The organism is Enterobacter vonholyi, from assembly GCF_040834095.1.
Classification (GTDB): domain Bacteria; phylum Pseudomonadota; class Gammaproteobacteria; order Enterobacterales; family Enterobacteriaceae; genus Enterobacter; species Enterobacter vonholyi.
Window position 1 is genome coordinate 2,116,765 of record NZ_CP162152.1, and the last position, 16,711, is coordinate 2,133,475.

At 54.5% G+C, this 16,711-nt stretch carries 16 protein-coding genes; 11 read left to right on the plus strand and 5 right to left on the minus strand.

Annotated features, from left to right (window positions below; translation table 11 throughout):
• The first annotated feature begins 89 nt into the window (after positions 1–89).
• Positions 90–2,270 (plus strand): type I secretion system permease/ATPase, encoded by a 2,181-nt coding sequence (locus AB3N39_RS10015; RefSeq protein ID WP_367897274.1) that lies wholly within the window; start codon positions 90–92, stop codon positions 2,268–2,270.
• Positions 2,267–3,442, plus strand: a complete 1,176-nt coding sequence (locus AB3N39_RS10020) for an HlyD family type I secretion periplasmic adaptor subunit (RefSeq protein WP_115875014.1) — start codon at positions 2,267–2,269, stop codon at positions 3,440–3,442. Before AB3N39_RS10015 ends, AB3N39_RS10020 begins: the two co-directional genes overlap by 4 nt.
• A gap of 35 nt (positions 3,443–3,477) precedes the next feature.
• Here the strand turns inward: AB3N39_RS10020 and AB3N39_RS10025 are convergent, their stop codons facing one another.
• Positions 3,478–4,362, minus strand: a complete 885-nt coding sequence (locus AB3N39_RS10025) for a MarR family transcriptional regulator (protein ID WP_367897275.1) — start codon at positions 4,360–4,362, stop codon at positions 3,478–3,480.
• Positions 4,363–4,638: 276 nt separating this feature from the next.
• Here AB3N39_RS10025 and AB3N39_RS10030 point away from each other — a divergent pair, with 276 nt between their 5' ends.
• A complete protein-coding gene (locus tag AB3N39_RS10030) occupies positions 4,639–6,102 on the plus strand; it encodes an EAL domain-containing protein (RefSeq protein ID WP_248174128.1) in 1,464 nt (487 codons plus the stop codon).
• 29 nt (positions 6,103–6,131) lie between these two features.
• Here the strand turns inward: AB3N39_RS10030 and AB3N39_RS10035 are convergent, their stop codons facing one another.
• The 3 genes from AB3N39_RS10035 to AB3N39_RS10045 all read right to left on the minus strand — a co-directional run bounded on the left by AB3N39_RS10035 (position 6,132) and on the right by AB3N39_RS10045 (position 7,793).
• Positions 6,132–6,404, minus strand: coding sequence for a YqjD family protein (locus tag AB3N39_RS10035; protein ID WP_023311651.1), 273 nt, complete (start codon positions 6,402–6,404; stop codon positions 6,132–6,134).
• 119 nt (positions 6,405–6,523) lie between these two features.
• Positions 6,524–7,192, minus strand: a complete 669-nt coding sequence (locus AB3N39_RS10040; protein WP_008502293.1) for an epoxyqueuosine reductase QueH — start codon at positions 7,190–7,192, stop codon at positions 6,524–6,526.
• Between the two features lie 124 nt (positions 7,193–7,316).
• Positions 7,317–7,793 (minus strand): GNAT family N-acetyltransferase, encoded by a 477-nt coding sequence (locus AB3N39_RS10045; RefSeq protein ID WP_047717718.1) that lies wholly within the window; start codon positions 7,791–7,793, stop codon positions 7,317–7,319.
• A 90-nt stretch (positions 7,794–7,883) separates the two neighbouring features.
• Here AB3N39_RS10045 and AB3N39_RS10050 point away from each other — a divergent pair, with 90 nt between their 5' ends.
• Positions 7,884–8,855 (plus strand): LysR family transcriptional regulator, encoded by a 972-nt coding sequence (locus AB3N39_RS10050; protein ID WP_136194836.1) that lies wholly within the window; start codon positions 7,884–7,886, stop codon positions 8,853–8,855.
• On the opposite strand, the gene AB3N39_RS10055 is transcribed toward AB3N39_RS10050, so the two are convergent.
• On the minus strand, positions 8,768–9,673 hold the full coding sequence (locus AB3N39_RS10055; protein WP_136194837.1) for a LysR family transcriptional regulator: 906 nt from the start codon (positions 9,671–9,673) through the stop codon (positions 8,768–8,770). The genes AB3N39_RS10050 and AB3N39_RS10055 overlap by 88 nt on opposite strands.
• Before the next feature lie 169 nt (positions 9,674–9,842).
• On the opposite strand from AB3N39_RS10055, the gene AB3N39_RS10060 reads away from it, so the two are divergent.
• The 7 genes from AB3N39_RS10060 to AB3N39_RS10090 all read left to right on the plus strand — a co-directional run bounded on the left by AB3N39_RS10060 (position 9,843) and on the right by AB3N39_RS10090 (position 16,637).
• Positions 9,843–11,165, plus strand: coding sequence for an amidohydrolase family protein (locus AB3N39_RS10060; RefSeq protein WP_367897276.1), 1,323 nt, complete (start codon positions 9,843–9,845; stop codon positions 11,163–11,165).
• Between the two features lie 114 nt (positions 11,166–11,279).
• Positions 11,280–12,431 carry an arabinose transporter gene (locus AB3N39_RS10065; RefSeq protein WP_252092894.1) on the plus strand — a complete coding sequence of 384 codons (1,152 nt, stop codon included), beginning with the start codon at positions 11,280–11,282 and terminating at the stop codon, positions 12,429–12,431.
• 55 nt (positions 12,432–12,486) lie between these two features.
• Complete coding sequence (locus AB3N39_RS10070; protein WP_367897277.1) at positions 12,487–12,720, plus strand: SDR family NAD(P)-dependent oxidoreductase; 234 nt, start codon at positions 12,487–12,489, stop codon at positions 12,718–12,720.
• Positions 12,717–13,256, plus strand: a complete 540-nt coding sequence (locus tag AB3N39_RS10075; protein WP_367897278.1) for a hypothetical protein — start codon at positions 12,717–12,719, stop codon at positions 13,254–13,256. Before AB3N39_RS10070 ends, AB3N39_RS10075 begins: the two co-directional genes overlap by 4 nt.
• A gap of 101 nt (positions 13,257–13,357) precedes the next feature.
• A complete protein-coding gene (locus AB3N39_RS10080) occupies positions 13,358–13,633 on the plus strand; it encodes a metal/formaldehyde-sensitive transcriptional repressor (RefSeq protein ID WP_021242544.1) in 276 nt (91 codons plus the stop codon).
• A gap of 30 nt (positions 13,634–13,663) precedes the next feature.
• Complete coding sequence (locus AB3N39_RS10085; RefSeq protein WP_367897279.1) at positions 13,664–14,782, plus strand: S-(hydroxymethyl)glutathione dehydrogenase/class III alcohol dehydrogenase; 1,119 nt, start codon at positions 13,664–13,666, stop codon at positions 14,780–14,782.
• Between the two features lie 160 nt (positions 14,783–14,942).
• A complete protein-coding gene (locus tag AB3N39_RS10090) occupies positions 14,943–16,637 on the plus strand; it encodes a methyl-accepting chemotaxis protein (protein ID WP_136194841.1) in 1,695 nt (564 codons plus the stop codon).
• Positions 16,638–16,711 lie beyond the last annotated feature (74 nt).

Below are 16,711 nucleotides of genomic sequence, written 5' to 3' on the forward strand. Positions count from 1 at the left end.
GGGCTCGTTTAGAAAGCGTTCGTTTTTTAATCATCCCGTAAAGGTATCATTTCAGGGCGGAATTACCGCTCTGGACAGGACGTAGCCTTATGAAGACACATCCACTGTACGAACCTTGGCTGCAGGGCATGCTCATCATCGCGAAGCACTACCGGCTGGATTTTTCCGCGGAGCATGTTCGGGTCACAATTAACCATGAAAGCCAGTCTCCGCGCCAGCTGGTGCTGGAGGAGATGGCGCGCCAGCTTGGGCTGGGGATGCGTGTGGTGGCGGCGGAAGCGGTATCCCTCGATCCGTGGCGTCTGCCGCTGCTGGCGGAATTTACCGGCGGGCAGATTGCGGTGATCAACCGCATGGACAACGAAGGTAACGTCAGCCTGCAGTTCAGCGGCGATGCGGGGCTGGAGACGACGCTGACGCGCGAGGAGATCGGGTCGCGGTTAAAGGGCCTGATGGTACTGCGCCCGCTTGAATCCACGCCGGATGCCCGCGTGGATGACTACATCAAACCGTATGAGAAAAACTGGTTCTGGCAGCTGGCGCTGAAGGACTGGCGACGCTACAGCGACATTATGCTTGTGGCGCTGGTGGCTAACGTGCTGGCGCTCTCAGGCATGGTCTTCTCCATGCAGGTATACGACAGGGTGGTGCCGTCGCAGTCGGAGGCCACGCTGTGGGTGCTGTTTGGCGGCGTGATGATTGCCATCGTGTTCGAATTCATCATGCGTATGCTGCGGGTGCATATTTCTGATGTAGTGGGCAAGCGCGCCGACCTGCGTATCTCTGAACGCGTTTTTGCCCACGCGCTGCGGATTAAAAACGGCGCGCGATCGAAATCAACCGGATCGTTTATCGCGCAGATCCGCGAGCTGGAGTCGGTGCGCGAGCTGATCACTTCCACCACCATTGCGGCGATTTCCGATCTGCCGTTCTTCCTGCTGTTCGTCTTCATTCTGTGGATGATTGGCGGTCCGCTGGTGCTGGTGGTTCTGCTCGCCGTGCCGCTGCTGCTCATCCCGGGCCTGCTGGTACAGCGCCCGCTGGGGAAACTCTCCAGCGAAGGGATGCGCGAATCCGCCATCCGAAACGCCACGCTGGTGGAAGCGGTGCAGGGCATTGAAGACATCAAGCTGATGCGCGCCGAACAGCGTTTCCAGAACCAGTGGAATAACACCAACGACGTCGCCGCCAGCGTCGGCATGAAGCAGCGCTGGCTGACGGGCCTGCTGCTCACCTGGACGCAGGAGGTGCAGTCCATCGTTTATGCGGTAGTGCTGCTGGCGGGATGTTATCTGGTCATCAGCGGCGATATGACCACCGGTGCGCTGGTCGGGACCTCGATTCTGGCGTCGCGAACCATTGCGCCGCTGTCGCAGATCTCAGGCGTGCTCTCGCGCTGGCAGTCGGCGAAAGTGGCCCGCAAGGGGCTGGACGATCTGATGCAGCGTCCGATTGACGATCCGCAGCACGGCAAGAAGGTGCACAAGGCCCACCTGCGCGGCGACTATTCGCTTGAGGACGTTGGGTTTTACTACGACGAGGAAGAGAAACTCACCGTGCTCAACATCAGCAAGCTGCAGATCCGCGCCGGGGAGCGCGTGGCGGTGCTTGGACGCAATGGTTCCGGGAAAAGCACGCTGTTACAGCTTCTGGCGGGCATGCAGGAGCCGCAGCAGGGCAGCATTCTGCTGGACGATATTGCGCTCAATCACCTCGACCCGGCCGACGTGCGTCGGGACATGCAGCTGCTGAGCCAGCAGGCCCGGCTGTTCTTTGGCTCCGTGCGGGACAACATCCTGATGGGGAACCCGCTCGCCACCGATGACGAAATTCATCAGGCGCTGGTCAACAGCGGCGCGCTGGAGTTTGTGCGCAAGCAGAAAATGGGGCTGAACACCATCATTAACGAAGGCGGAACGGGCCTCTCCGGCGGACAGCGTCAGGCGCTGCTGCTGGCGCGTGCCCTGATCACTTCACCAAATATCCTGCTGCTGGACGAACCTACCGCCTGGCTGGACGAAATGAGCGAGAAGCAGTTTATTCAGCATCTTCACAAATGGCTGGGTAAACGCCGGACGCTGGTCGTGGCGACGCATCGCCTGCCGATTCTGGACCTGGTCGACCGCATCATCGTGCTGGAAAACGGCAAGGTGGTGATGGACGGACCGCGCGACGCTATCCTGCACCAGCACGGTATGGCACCGCAAAAAGCAGCACAGCGCACCGTGACCATGAAGCCGGCGGCGGTTGCAGAGGAGGGCGCGGCATGAATGATTTGTCTCGTTTCAATAGCCGGCTGAAGGAGCCTCGCCTGCCGCGCTCTACCCTGGTGGCATGGTCGCTGTTTGCCCTGCTGGCGGTGTTTATCGCCTGGGCAAGCCTGTTCCATCTGGATGAGGTGACCACCGGCAGCGGTAAGGTGATACCGTCTTCGCATGAGCAGGTCATTCAGTCCCTGGAAGGCGGCATTATCCACAGCCTGATGGTGCGCGAAGGCGACATTGTGGAACGCGGCCAGCAGCTCGCGCAGCTTGACCGGACGAAAACCGAGTCGAGCGTGCTGGAGAGCGAGTCTCGTCTGAATGCGGCGCTGGCAACGGCGGCGCGCCTGAAGGCCGAGGTGAACGACACGGAACTCGCGTTTCCGGAAGAGCTGGATGACGACGTTGAGCTGGTCAAACAGGAAACGGCGCTCTACCAGTCCCGTCGTGAAAGCCTCGAAAAAGGACTGGCCGGTTTGCGTCAGGGGGCCGAGCTGGTGCAGCGCGAACTGTCGTTAACCCGTCCGCTGGTGACACAGGGAGCGGCCAGCAAGGTGGAGGTGCTGCGTCTTGAGCGTCAGAAAAATGAGCTTGAGAACAAAATCACCGAGATGAAAAACCAGTATTACGTTCGCGCCCGTGAAGAGCTGGCGAAAGCCAATGCGGAGATTGAAGCCCAGCGTTCGGTGATGAAGGGGCGTGAAGACTCTCTGACCCGGCTGACCTTCAATGCCCCGGTTCGCGGGATCGTGAAGGATATTGACGTCACGACCGTGGGAGGCGTCATCCCGCCGAACGGCAAGCTGATGAGTCTGGTTCCGCTTGACGATCAGATGGTGATTGAAGCGAAAATCTCGCCGCGCGATGTGGCGTTTATTCATCCTGGCCAGAAGGCGCTGGTGAAAGTGACGGCCTATGACTACTCCATTTACGGCGGGCTGGAAGGGGAAGTGACCATGATTTCGCCGGACACCCTGCAGGATGAGGTGAAAAGAGATGTTTACTACTATCGCGTCTATATTCGTACCGACAGTAACCATCTGACCAATAAGCAAGGTCAGGAGTTCCCGGTCTTTCCCGGCATGATTGCCACCGTAGACATTAAAACCGGCAGCAAAACCATTCTGGATTATCTGTTAAAACCGCTGAACAAGGCAAAAGAGGCGTTGCGGGAACGATAGATGAGTGGCGTTCGGAATTCCGAACGCCTGGTGAATTATACGGTTGACGTCATGTTATGAGCGTGGCGTCGCTCTTTAGGTACGACGTTGATGTAATGGGTAACATACGCAAAATATAATCCGGCATAATTTTCAACAAGTTCGAGAAACGCCGGGTATATCGACATTCGACCATCACCACGATCTTTAAGATAACCCGCCTCTTGTGCCGATTTAATAATTCGGTTGACGTGAATGCGCGAAACAAAAAATTCTTTTGCTAGCGTGCTTGCTGAGTATTCAATGACGGCACCATGGGCAGATTTGTTTTTCATGGCCTGCAGGTAAAGATAAAGCATAATCATACGCCCGCCATCTTTATCGATAAATAATCCCACTTCTGGCAGCACCTTTCGGAACGTTAATCCCCGAAAAAGATATTCAGCCGCACGGCGAAAAAAGTTGTTTCTCAAAATATCATTATCCAGCAGGTTAACATTAATGTTAAATGCTGGGTAAAGAATGCTGACGGGCAAAAAAGCACCGGACATATAACGCTTAAGTTCATTGAGACCTTTTTCAGTTGGCGCGATTCTCGTTTTACGCCGGTCTTCCTTGCAGCGCCAGGTCCTGATGCGCCCGGTGGTTCTGAGTATCGTAATGATCGCAATAACGCTGTTAGGGCTGGCTATTTTATAGCGAGAACATAACTCTTTAATCTCTGAAACTGACTCGGCCTGATTCCCAAAAATAAAGCAACACATTGAGAGAATAATATTGAATCGTGATTCCTGCAGCATTGTCTTGTAGAACAAAGGTTGTTTTTTGTAGATGGTGTCATTAATTGTGTAGTGCTCTAATATTGCCTCACCGAATCGCGGATTGCTCTTTATAACATCCCTTCGATGTAGCAAGGCCCTGGATGAGATATGATTATCCATAGCATTTTTCTCGTATTTGAATGAACCGATAGATGAAGTATCCAGTCTTCTTTTTCGGAATTTTCATTATACCCTGAGAATGAGATGTTTGTCGGGGTTATTTGAAAAGAAAAGTATATTTAAACCGCGGTGATTAACGCAAAGATGTTCCGTTGAGTTCAGCTGATAATTGTTTCGTACCCTGTGGCTGTATTGTAAAATTAATGATTATAAAAGGTGCGTTAAATTTTACGTATTCACAAATGGAAAAGGTGCGTTAGTGCCCAGGAGCAGTTTATGACCCACAAAATTTCTCACAGAAATGGGGCGTGCGATGAACAAAAATTTGTCATTTCAGCCTGCGGTTTTACGTTCCAGGGATATCGTCTGATCCTAAGCCAGTACGAAATAGAGGCTTCGCATCTGCACTTTGAGGGGGATGAGATATCCGAGCGGGATATGGAAAATATCCTTATAAATCAAAATGCTCATATCGTTGTCTTTCTTGGTAAGGGGGTCGTGAATCTCCTGGAAAGCCTGAAGCGTCTGGCATCCGTGCTCAATACACTTCCCGTTATTAGACGTGTCACCCTGTATGGTGACATACCGGATGGCTGGCTGTATCGCACCCTGGGCAGTCTTTTAAATAATAGTTATCAGTTATCATTGATTCGTATAGCCCGCGTTTCAGATATTATAACCTTTATTCATACGCACCATAATGTATTTAAGGACCGTTCGTACTTATTACGCGATCGTTACCGGGATAACTCTTCCCAGGAAAACGTAAAGTGGCTAACAAAAAGAGAGATTGATGTTTTATTAAATTTCTATCGCGGTATGTCAGTAAAAGAAATGTGCGAAAGAATGGGGTTGTCGAATAAAACGGTTTATACCCATCGGAAGGAGGGTGTGCTCAAATTAAACTTAATTAAGCGATGGCTACACGATCCGCATAATTTAAAAGCGGAAAGGCGAATTAAACATCAGCGCCAGAAAACAGAATTCACGGATAAGGAAACAGAAATATTTAATGCGCTACTTAAAAGAGAGATCTTCCCTGCCTATCAGATTATTACCGATCGTGACAAAAAGGGCGTAGGTTTTGAAATACTTATTCGCTGGAATAAAAATGGTAAAATTGTCAAGCCAGCCAGTTTTCTCACGGACATCTCAAATCATGAGATATGGTTAAAAATAACAGCGTTAGTCATCCATGCCGCCGTTTCGGGTATTAATAAGTATAACGGGAAATATTATTTTTCTGTGAACATCCCGCCTCGCCTGGCTTCCGGAAATGCATTGCCTGATATGGCACGCAAAGCCATCGATATGCTGCTCAAACCGCAGTGGGCCGAAAAGCTGGTCTTTGAATTTGCAGAGGATATTGACGTAACGAAGGACAAAAGGATCCCTGAAACCATGCGGCATTTACGTAATACAGGGTGTCGATTGTATCTGGATGACTGCTTCTCAAATCATCAAACCATGTTCCCGGTTCGCCAGGTGCATTTTGATGGACTTAAGCTGGATCGGGACATCGTTGAGCATTTTGTGGCAAACGACAATGACTATAACCTGATTAAAGCGATACAGCTTTATAGCGATATGACCGGAACGGACTGTATTGCCGAGGGGGTTGATAGTGAAGAAAAGTTTGAAAAATTAGTCGCGCTGGGCGTCAAGAACTTTCAGGGGTATTATTTATCGCGGGCCGTGAAAGAGGAAGAGCTAGACCGTATGGTAAGATTGTTTAGTTAGGTAAAAATAAAGCCCCGAAGGGGCTTTTGTTATTTTCGACCCAGCAACAGACCGAGAACAATACCGACAGCACCCGCGGCGACGAGGCCGGTGAGGGGATTATTTCTGACCGCTTCTGTTACATCGGAAACGGCATCGCTGGCCTGCGCGGCATATTTTTTAGCTGCACCTTTTACCTGATGCTTTGGTGAATCAACGAATTCACCAAACTGCTGCTGCGCTGAGCCTGCTAGTTCATCAAATTTATTTTTTGCTTTATCTTCAGCAAACTGGGTGTTTTTATCAGTACCGAAATCAGACATTTTTGCCTCCTTTTGTTGATAATTAAAGGATAGCCGCTCTTTGTGGATACGAGAGACGCAAGGCTAAATTCGGCACCTGAAAGGGCGGTTTTCGGATATATCTCTATATCCGGAACCCATTATTTCTCATTGTCATCCTGACCGTAAAACAGTTTCCCGATGCGGATCAGCGGGCGGCCCTGTGACTTACGGTGCAGGTTACTGTCTCTGAGCGAATAAACGCAGCCGCAGTATTCCTGCTGGTAAAACTGTTCCCGCTTGCTGATCTCAATCATGCGTGAAGAGCCGCCCTGTTTGCGCCAGTTATAGTCCCAGTAAACCATACCCGGATAGCGCGCGGCCGCACGCTGGCCGCAGTCGTTTATCTGCTGCATGTTCTTCCAGCGGGAGATCCCGAGCGAGCTGCTGATGACGCTGAATCCATTCTCTGCCGCATAGAGCGCCGTACGCTCGAAACGCATATCGAAGCACATGGTGCAGCGGACGCCGCGCTCGGGTTCCCATTCCATGCCTTTCGCGCGTTCAAACCAGTTATCGGTGTCGTAATCGGCATCAACAAACGGCACGCCGTGTTTTTCCGCAAAGCGTATATTCTCCTCTTTACGAATGAGGTATTCCTTTTGCGGATGGATATTGGGGTTATAGAAGAAAATGGTGTACTCAATGCCCGACGCCTGGATGGCCTCCATCACTTCACCCGAGCAGGGGGCGCAGCAGGAGTGCAGCAGCAGTTTGTCAGCGCCGTTTGGCAAGGTGAGTTGAGGGCGGATAAAAGGGGCTGTCGTCATGGCGTTCTGCACTATGTTTATGAAATTTATGGAAGGGTAGCATAAATTCAGAATCTGTTGAGACGGGATCGACGCAGGAAAGAGCGATCCCGCGGGGCGGGATCTTCTCGGGTATGACGTGCCGCTATTCGGCAAATTTGAGCAACGCTTCTCCGTCAAGACGGTATCGCACCCATTCGGACTGCGGCAGCGCGCCAATGCTCAGATAAAAATCGATGGCGGGCTGGTTCCAGTCCAGCACGCTCCATTCAAGGCGGCCACACTGCCGTTTTACCGCGAGCTGAGCAATATGTTTCAGCAGCGCTCTTCCCGCGCCTTTACCGCGATATTCCGGGGAAACGTAAAGGTCTTCCATATAAATCCCGTTGCGGCCAAGCCAGGTTGAATAGCTGGTGAAGAACACGGCATAGCCGGCGATCTTGCCTTCATACTCCGCGATCAATGCCTCGGTTTTAGTGCCTGCACCAAAGAGCGTTTCCCGGATCTCCTCCGGCGTGGTAACCACTTCTTCCGGGGCTTTTTCATACACCGCCAGCTCGTAAATCATGGCGTAAATGGCCGCCGCATCTTCGGGGCGTGCCTGACGAAGGGTGATGCTCATTGTTTTTCCTGCTTTTTAGCGTGCGTCCTGATTGATGGCGTTAAGCATACGGAGTATTGTCCGAAGAATTAAGTGCAATGAAATCAACATATGATGAATATTATGCATCCGGCCCTGAGACGGCTTGATTTAAACCTGCTGCCCGTTTTCGACGCGATTTACCGCCACCGTTCCGTTCGGCTGGCCGCTGACGAGCTGGCGATGAGCACATCCGCGCTCAGCCATGCGCTGTCGCGCCTGCGCGCCAGCCTGAATGACCCGCTGTTTTTCCGCGAAGGGCATCGTATGTCCCCCAGCGTTTATGCCTCTCAGCTCGCACCTTCGATTGCTTCCGCACTCTCGTTCCTTAATCATGAACTGACCCCGCAGCCGGAGTTTGATGCGGCCAGCAGTACGGAGAGCCTGCAGATTGCGATAACGGACTTTACCGCGCTTTGCATTTTTCCGGCTCTGATGCACAGGCTGCAGCTTACTGCCCCGGGGTTACGCTTTGAATTGCGCTATCTGCCGCACAGTCCGGCGCTGACGGAACTGCTGGCGGGCGAGGTGGATCTGGCGCTGGGCTTCAGCACTCAGGATGATATCCGACACCCGGAACTGGAAGAGATCGACTGGTTTGAAGATGAGTATGTGGTCATCAGCAACGCGCGGCGGACGCGTCTGACGCTGGAGGACTATCTCGCGGCCCGACATCTGGTGGTGACCCCATGGAATGAGAAGCAGGGCGTTCTTGACGTACGGCTTGAGCAGTTGGGCTATACCCGGCAAATCGCGATCAAAACGCCGTCAATGCTCAGCGCACCGTTTATCGTAGCGGAAAGCGACCTGCTGATGGCGATCCCTCGTTACGCCGCTGAGAAGCTGGTTGGGGCAGCAGACCTGAGGATTTTTGCTTTACCGTTTTCGATACGCACGTTTGAAGTGAAAATTTACTCGCATAAACGCAGCGGCCAGCGGGGCGCAACGCGCTGGCTTCAGGAGGAGCTGCAAATGCTGGCGCAAAATTCCATAAAGGCTTCGACTGCGGCGGGAGGAAGTCGACGTGAGGGCCGCGTGATATAGAGAGGATAGGTTTCGCCCGGCCATTCCGGAAAAATTTCGACCAGCACTCCGTCAGCGATCAGCTGTTCAACGCTGAGTGAAAGCACCTGGGCAATGCCAACGCTACTTACGCAGGACTGAACCATCAGATCGACATCGGTTGTGGTGAGATGGCCACGGGTTTCAACCGTCAGAACTTCCCGACCACGGCGGAATTCCCATTCGAACGGCTTACCGCGGCGAGGATCGATAAACTGGATGCACTCATGACTCTTCAACGCTTCAGGATGCCCCGGTCGCCCGTGCCGTTCCAGATAGGCCGGTGATGCTACCGTCAGTACGCGCGTCTTTAACAACAATTTTGACGTAATAGTCGAGGGGAGTTGCGGCCCAAAACGCACCGCAACATCAATTCCCTCCGTCACTAAATCCCCGACGTCCGGTTGCTGGACCACTGTCAGTTCCAGTTCCGGATGACGTTCGCGTAACAGCGGCAGGTTCGGCGCCAAAATATGTCGGGCAAATATTGGATTAAGGCTGACCCTTAATGTACCCCGAACAGCCACGGCGGCACCGGAGACGTAGCTTGCTGCAACTTCGATACCTTCCAGATGTGGCGCGGCGCGCTCATACAAAGCCCGACCTTCATTCGTCAGGTTCAAGGTACGCGTAGTCCGGTTCAGCAAGCGCACGCCTAGCCTCTCTTCAAGCCTGTCTATCGATCTGCTGACGCCAGACGCTGACAGCCCCAGCACCTCGCCAGCGCGGCTGAAGCTGCCCGCCTCTACCACCGCGGCCAACACGCTTAATCCTGACAGTAACCGTCCGTCAAAACTCATTCCCGCTCACCTTTGACTTTATGCAAATATAATTTGAATAAAGCTACCTTTATCAAAGATGGCGCGCAACCTATTGTGTCAGCCAATTCGTTGCGAAGAGCAATTTTCACGATCGTCGCCCTGGCGAACCGCGCAACGAACGGCACCACTTAACCCTGAGGAACATGAAATGACAACGACGCGCACACTTTTTAAAGGCGGCATCATCCTGACCCTGGATGCTGACGTACCCAATCTCTCCGTGGGCGATGTGCTTGTGCAGGACGACCGGATAGCGGCTGTCGGCCCGGATCTGCATGCGGATGAAGCCCATGTGATTGACGCCACCGATCATATTGTTATGCCCGGCCTGATTGATGCCCATCACCACGCGTGGCTGGGGGTTATGCGCCGCATGATGCCGGACGTCGACGATCTTTTTGCTTACATTGATGTCGTCGCAGAGAAACTGGGCAAACACTATCGTCCACTGGACATGTACCTGAGTACCATGCTCACGGCACTTGCCTCACTGGACGCTGGTATCACGACCATTATTGATGCCTGCCACAACTCGCGCAGCCCCGAGCACACTGATGCAGCACTAGATGCTCTAAAGGAGAGCGGCATCCGTGCGTTACATATGGTTGGTGCGGCAATGGATAAAGAAGCTTCATCGGCGCATTTGCCTGCCGATTTGGAGCGACTGTCGCGAAGCTGGAATACAAACGACAGCCTTGTGCAGGTTGGTCTGTTTGGTCAGCTCAATCTTGCCTGGTGGGAGATCGCACACAAGCTCGACATGCGCATTCTGACTGAATTCATCGGCGATCTCGCTAGCCTCGGCCCTGAGTTTGCCAGACCGGGCGTACTGGGCACGGATAACATCTTCAATCACTGCTCAAGAGTTCCTCAGGATACGTGGAAGCTGCTGGCCGATGCACGGGTCAACGTCACGGTCAATCCACGTTCGGATGCGTTATTTGGTTTCGACGATGAAACCTTTGCTTACCAGCAGGCTGTTGATAACGGCTTAACCCCGGCGCTGGGCATCGACCTGGATACGGCGTTTGGCAGCGATATGTTCGGAGAAATGCACGCGCTGTTCGGTCAGCAGCGATCGGCTATGCGCTACCGTCGCTTCCGTTGCGAGGAGAACGTGCCATCTCCCATTACGGCAGAGGCGGTCCTTAAGGCGGCAACTGTGAATGGCGCGCGAGCGGCTGGACTTGAGGACCAGATTGGGACCCTTACGCCAGGAAAGCAGGCCGACATTATCATGATTCGTACTAACGGCGTCGCCGTTTTCCCCGTGACCAACGCGATCGGCACTGTTGTGCAGGCGATTGAACGGTCTGATGTGGATACCGTGATGGTGGCTGGCCAGCTGCGCAAGCGTGCGGGCAAATTAACGGGCATCGATCTGGCGTCGCTGAGTGCGGATATCATCCGCTCTCGCGATTACCTGCTCAAAGCCAGCGGCTATCACGCCGATCTCTTTACAGCATCTTGATAACTGAGCGGCCCGATACTCCGGACCGTTCAACTCTCTCACGCCTGTATCATCAAGGAGAATTTGATGGAAGCCCACGTCATAAAGCGGCTAGCGGAGGATAATACTCTGCCCGTGCTTCTTCCCCGCCCGGCAACGGGCATTATCGCCGCGCTATTTTTTGGCTATCTGGCCGTCGGACTGCCGTTGCCGGTGATTCCTTTGTTCATCCACGGCCATCTCGGCTTTAGCAACGTCGTGGTGGGACTGGTAATAGGCATCCAGTTCCTGGCAACGGTGCTCACTCGCGGTTACGCCGGACGGATTACCGACCAGAAGGGCGGCAAATGTTCCGCGCTTCAGGGCGCGATCCTTTCGGCGCTGGCTGGAGGACTCTATCTGGTCGCTTCAGCAACGGACCTTTCACCCACAGCCACACTTTGCATTGTTATCGCAGGGCGTCTGATGGCCGGGTTTGGCGAAAGCCAGTTCGTGACTGGATGCGTGTCATGGGCAATTGCCTCCGTTGGCCCTCAGCGCGCCGGGATGTCTATGTCGTGGACTGGCATCGCTATGTTTGCGGCACTTTCAATCGGTGCTCCTGTTGGAATGGCGTTTTATCAGCATTACAGCCTCGCGACGGCGATGATTGCCTGTATTGCTTCACCGCTATTGGCCACGCTGATTGCATTAGGTACTACATCATATAGATCGCCAGGAGGTCCGCGGCTGCCATTCCATCGCGTAGTAGGGCGCATCTGGCGCGAAGGTCTGGGATTGATGCTGCAGGGTGTCGGGCTTTCCGGGCTTACCGCTTTTGCCTCATTGTACTTTGCAGCACATCACTGGCAGAACGCTGGACTGGTAATGACTGCCTTTGGCCTCGGTTTTATTTTTGTTCGCCTCGCCTTCGGGCATCTGCCAGTTCGGCTGGGCGGCTACCGCGTTGCGGTATGGTCCCTGGTGGTTGAAGCTCTCGGTCAGGCCATGTTGTGGCTGGGCTCAAACGAAGGGGTGGCGCTTGCCGGCGCTTTGGTCACCGGGTTGGGCTGTGCGCTGGTATTCCCCGCGCTGGGCGTTGAAACCTTAAGACGCGTTCCACAAGCCAACCGCGGCAGTGCAATGGGCGCATTCGTTGCCTTTCTGGATGTCGCTTATGGAATCGCCGGGCCTGTAGCTGGCCTGATCGCCGGTCAGTTTAGTTATGCCGCTGTATATCTGTCTGGTGCAGTCTGTGCGCTGCTGGGGGCGCTGATTGCGAGCGCGTCTCGCATGCAGCAATCCTGAATAAACATCCGAGCCGGTAGCCCTTGCTGTCGGTTCAATAATCTGGAGAAATTATATGTCACGCATTTTCATCTCCGGTTCGTCTACAGGCCTCGGCCTGATGGCAGCCGAACTGCTGGTTCAACAAGGACATCAGGTTGTATTGCACGCGCGTAATGCCAACCGTGCTGAAGATGCCCTGCGCGCCTTACCCCAGGCTGAAGCCGTCGTTGTAGGTGACCTGGAGACCATTGCCGGTGCCAGGAAACGGCTTTATGCGTCAACGACCTGGGGCATTTCGATGCCGTGATCCACAATGCTGCCGTTGGCTACAACGAAGCCTATCGCGTGACCCGCGACGGGCTGCCGCATGTTTTCGCGATCAACACGCTCTCGGCTTACATACTTACCGCGTTGATTGAACGTCCGCAGCGCCTCGTCTATCTGAGTTCGGGTATGCATCATCATGCCCGGGCAAACCTGGATGATATTCTCTGGCAAAAACGTCGCTGGAATGGTGCTGACGCCTATGCTGAGAGCAAATTACATGACGCTATGCTGGCTTTTGCTCTGGCGCGTCGCTGGCGTAACGTGCGGATCAACAGCCTGGAGCCTGGCTGGGTGCCGACAAAAATGGGTGGGCCGCACGCTCCGGACGATATGGACCTGGCACATCTCACTCAGGCATGGCTCGCAGCCAGCCATGATTCTGCGGCTGATGTGACGGGCAAATATTTCTACCACATGAAGCGCATGGCCGCTAATCCACAGGCTCTCAATGCGGCATTGCAGGATCGTCTCATTGATATTTGTACTGAGATTTCAGGTATAGCGCTGCCGGAGTAATACGTAACGTTAACGAAATGCGCATTAACCATAAAAAACAGAGTGTTTACATATCAAGGATAAAATAGGTACCATACCCCCCTATAGTATCAGGAGGGCGTATGCCGCATTCACCCGAAGATAAAAAACGTATTCTTACCCGCGTCCGGCGCATTCGGGGCCAGGTTGATGCCCTTGAACGCGCGCTGGAGTCGGGCGATCCCTGTCTGGCCATCCTGCAGCAAATTGCCGCCGTGCGCGGGGCTGCCAATGGCCTGATGGGCGAAATGGTTGAGATTCACCTAAAAGATGAGCTGGTAGCGGGGGAAACCACGCCGGATCAGCGTGCCGTACGCATGGCGGAAGTCGGCCATTTACTGCGCTCTTATCTAAAATAAATCCACATACCTGACAAGAAGGGAAGACATATGAAATCTCGCGCTGCAGTTGCATTTGGCCCCGGCCAGCCGCTCAAAATCGTTGAAATTGACGTGGCACCGCCAAAGAAAGGTGAAGTGCTGATCAAAATTACCCATACCGGCGTATGTCATACCGATGCGTTTACGCTCTCGGGCGACGACCCGGAAGGCGTTTTCCCGGCGGTACTCGGCCATGAAGGCGGCGGGATTGTGGTGGAAGTGGGCGAGGGCGTGACCAGCCTGAAGCCAGGGGATCATGTGATCCCGCTGTACACCGCGGAATGCGGCGAGTGTAAGTTCTGTAAATCCGGCAAAACTAACCTCTGCCAGGCGGTGCGCGCCACTCAGGGGAAAGGGCTGATGCCGGACGGTACTTCCCGTTTCTCGTATAACGGCGAGCCGGTTTATCACTACATGGGCACCAGCACCTTCAGCGAATACACCGTTTGCGCGGAGATCTCGCTGGCGAAGGTGAACCCGCAGGCGCCGCTGGACAAAGTCTGCCTGCTGGGCTGCGGCGTAACCACCGGCATCGGCGCGGTGCACAACACGGCAAAAGTTAAAGAGGGCGATACCGTGGCGGTGTTCGGTCTCGGCGGCATTGGTCTGGCGGTGATTCAGGGGGCGGTTCAGGCGAAAGCCGGTCGTATCATCGCGGTCGACACCAACCCGGAGAAATTCAGGCTGGCAGGTGAAATGGGCGCGACCGATTTCGTGAACCCGAAAGATCACGAGAAGCCGATTCAGGACGTCATCGTTGAGATGACCGACGGCGGCGTGGACTTCAGCTTCGAGTGTATCGGCAACGTCAACGTGATGCGTTCCGCGCTGGAATGCTGCCACAAAGGCTGGGGCGAGAGCATCATTATTGGCGTGGCCGGAGCGGGCCAGGAAATTAAAACCCGTCCATTCCAGCTGGTCACCGGTCGCGTATGGCGCGGTTCCGCGTTTGGCGGCGTGAAGGGGCGTACCCAGCTTCCGGGTATGGTTGAAGATGCGATGGTCGGCAAGATTCAGCTCGATCCGTTCATTACCCACCGCTTACCGCTGGAGCAGATTAACGAGGCGTTCGATTTGATGCACGAAGGAAAATCCATCCGTACCGTTATCCATTTCGGCGACAAGTAACTCTTCTGCCAGCGGTTTTTCGCCGCTGGCGTTTCTTTAATAATCTTCTCTAAAGTGTGACCAGTGCGGCGTTTTTAGCCGTAATCTAAATCTCTGCCGTGCCGATGACTATTTAACAGGCGTGTTTTTACGCATCTTACCTACAAGAGAGTCGACGGTCATGGACAACACTACTTCGATGCTGGCGCAGCGCAAGCTGGGCTTCTTGCATCACATCAGGCTGGTTCCGCTGTTTTCCTCCATTCTCGGTGGCATTATTCTTCTGTTTGCCTTGAGCTCGGGTCTGGCAGGGTATTTCCTGCTGCAGGCCGATAACGATCAGCAGGATGTCACATCCGAAATTCAGGTGCGTATGGGGCTGTCGAACAGCTCAAACCATCTTCGAACCGCGCGTATTAATCTGATCCACGCCGGTGCGGCAAGCCGAATCGCGGAGATGGATGCGATGAAGCAGAACATCAGCGAGGCGGAAACACGCATTAAGCAGTCTCAGGATAGCTTTACCGCCTACATGAATCGCGCCGTGCGTACCGCCGAGGGCGCAGCGCTGGATGCGGAGCTTAAGACCCGGTATGACGCCTATATCGCGGGCATGCAGCCGATGGTGAAATTCGCCAAAAACGGCATGTTCGAGGCGATTATCAACCATGAAAACGAAACGGCGCGTCCGCTGGACGACGCTTACAACGCCGTACTGCTGAAGGCAATTAAAATCCGTACCGACCGTGCCAATGCGCTAACGGCGCAGGCGCACAGCCGCACGCAGCTGGGCCTGATGTTTATGGTGGGCGCGTTTGCGCTGGCGCTGGTGCTGACGGCGATGACCTTTGTCGTGCTGCGCCGCACGGTAATCAATCCGCTGCAGCGTGCAGCGAAACGTATCGAGAATATCGCTAAGGGCGACCTGACGATGCCGGACGACGTGGCCGGGCGCAGCGAGATTGGCCGCCTGACGCGCGATCTGCAAACCATGCAGCACTCGCTTGAAAAAACGGTCGGCACCGTGCGTCAGGGGGCGGAGGAGATTTACCGCGGCACCAGCGAGATCTCTGCCGGTAACACCGATCTCTCTTCCCGCACCGAGCAGCAGGCTGCCGCCATCGAGCAAACCGCCGCCAGCATGGAACAGCTGACCGCGACGGTGAAGCAGAACGCCGATAACGCCCATCATGCCAGCAAGCTGGCGGAAGATGCCTCCGGGAAAGCCACCCGCGGCGGTCAGATGGTTTCCGGCGTGGTGAAAACCATGGGCAATATCTCCAGCAGCTCGAAGAAGATCTCTGAAATCACCGCCGTGATTAACAGCATTGCCTTCCAGACCAATATCCTGGCGCTTAACGCGGCGGTAGAAGCGGCGCGGGCGGGCGAGCAGGGGCGCGGATTTGCTGTGGTGGCAAGTGAAGTGCGCACTCTGGCAAGCCGCAGTGCGAATGCCGCAAAAGAGATCGAAAGCCTGATCAACGAATCGGTATCGCTGATCGACCAGGGTTCCGGCGAGGTTGTCGCCGCCGGTAACACCATGAATGAAATCGTCGAAGCGGTTAAACGCGTGACCGACATCATGCTGGAGATTGCCGCAGCGTCCGATGAGCAGAGCCGCGGTATCGTGCAGGTGAGCCAGGCGATTTCCGAGATGGATAAAGTGACCCAGCAGAACGCCTCGCTGGTGGAGGAAGCCTCCGCGGCGGCGGCGTCTCTGGAAGAACAGGGCGCGCGTCTGACCGAGGCGGTCGGCGCGTTTCGGTTGAGCAGCAAGACACAGGGGCGTACTCAACCGCAGAACTCCGCAGCGGTAAAACCGGCTGCACTACGTCCGGCGGTTGCAGATAGCGGGGACAACTGGGAGACGTTCTGAGTCGACAGTCGTGTCGGGTGGCGCTTCGCTTACCCGACCTACAAAAACTGACCTACAAAAAAGGGACCTTTCGG

Excerpts from the sequence above, each read along its gene's own strand:
- AB3N39_RS10050 (WP_136194836.1), top strand. The coding sequence starts at position 7,884 with ATGATGAATATTATGCATCCGGCCCTGAGACGGCTTGATTTAAACCTG.
- AB3N39_RS10055 (WP_136194837.1), bottom strand. The coding sequence starts at position 9,673 with ATGAGTTTTGACGGACGGTTACTGTCAGGATTAAGCGTGTTGGCCGCG.
- AB3N39_RS10035 (WP_023311651.1), bottom strand. The coding sequence starts at position 6,404 with ATGTCTGATTTCGGTACTGATAAAAACACCCAGTTTGCTGAAGATAAA.
- AB3N39_RS10085 (WP_367897279.1), top strand. The coding sequence starts at position 13,664 with ATGAAATCTCGCGCTGCAGTTGCATTTGGCCCCGGCCAGCCGCTCAAA.
- AB3N39_RS10020 (WP_115875014.1), top strand. The coding sequence starts at position 2,267 with ATGAATGATTTGTCTCGTTTCAATAGCCGGCTGAAGGAGCCTCGCCTG.
- AB3N39_RS10090 (WP_136194841.1), top strand. The coding sequence starts at position 14,943 with ATGGACAACACTACTTCGATGCTGGCGCAGCGCAAGCTGGGCTTCTTG.
- AB3N39_RS10030 (WP_248174128.1), top strand. The coding sequence starts at position 4,639 with ATGACCCACAAAATTTCTCACAGAAATGGGGCGTGCGATGAACAAAAA.
- AB3N39_RS10015 (WP_367897274.1), top strand. The coding sequence starts at position 90 with ATGAAGACACATCCACTGTACGAACCTTGGCTGCAGGGCATGCTCATC.
- AB3N39_RS10045 (WP_047717718.1), bottom strand. The coding sequence starts at position 7,793 with ATGAGCATCACCCTTCGTCAGGCACGCCCCGAAGATGCGGCGGCCATT.
- AB3N39_RS10025 (WP_367897275.1), bottom strand. The coding sequence starts at position 4,362 with ATGGATAATCATATCTCATCCAGGGCCTTGCTACATCGAAGGGATGTT.
- AB3N39_RS10070 (WP_367897277.1), top strand. The coding sequence starts at position 12,487 with ATGTCACGCATTTTCATCTCCGGTTCGTCTACAGGCCTCGGCCTGATG.
- AB3N39_RS10040 (WP_008502293.1), bottom strand. The coding sequence starts at position 7,192 with ATGACGACAGCCCCTTTTATCCGCCCTCAACTCACCTTGCCAAACGGC.
- AB3N39_RS10060 (WP_367897276.1), top strand. The coding sequence starts at position 9,843 with ATGACAACGACGCGCACACTTTTTAAAGGCGGCATCATCCTGACCCTG.
- AB3N39_RS10080 (WP_021242544.1), top strand. The coding sequence starts at position 13,358 with ATGCCGCATTCACCCGAAGATAAAAAACGTATTCTTACCCGCGTCCGG.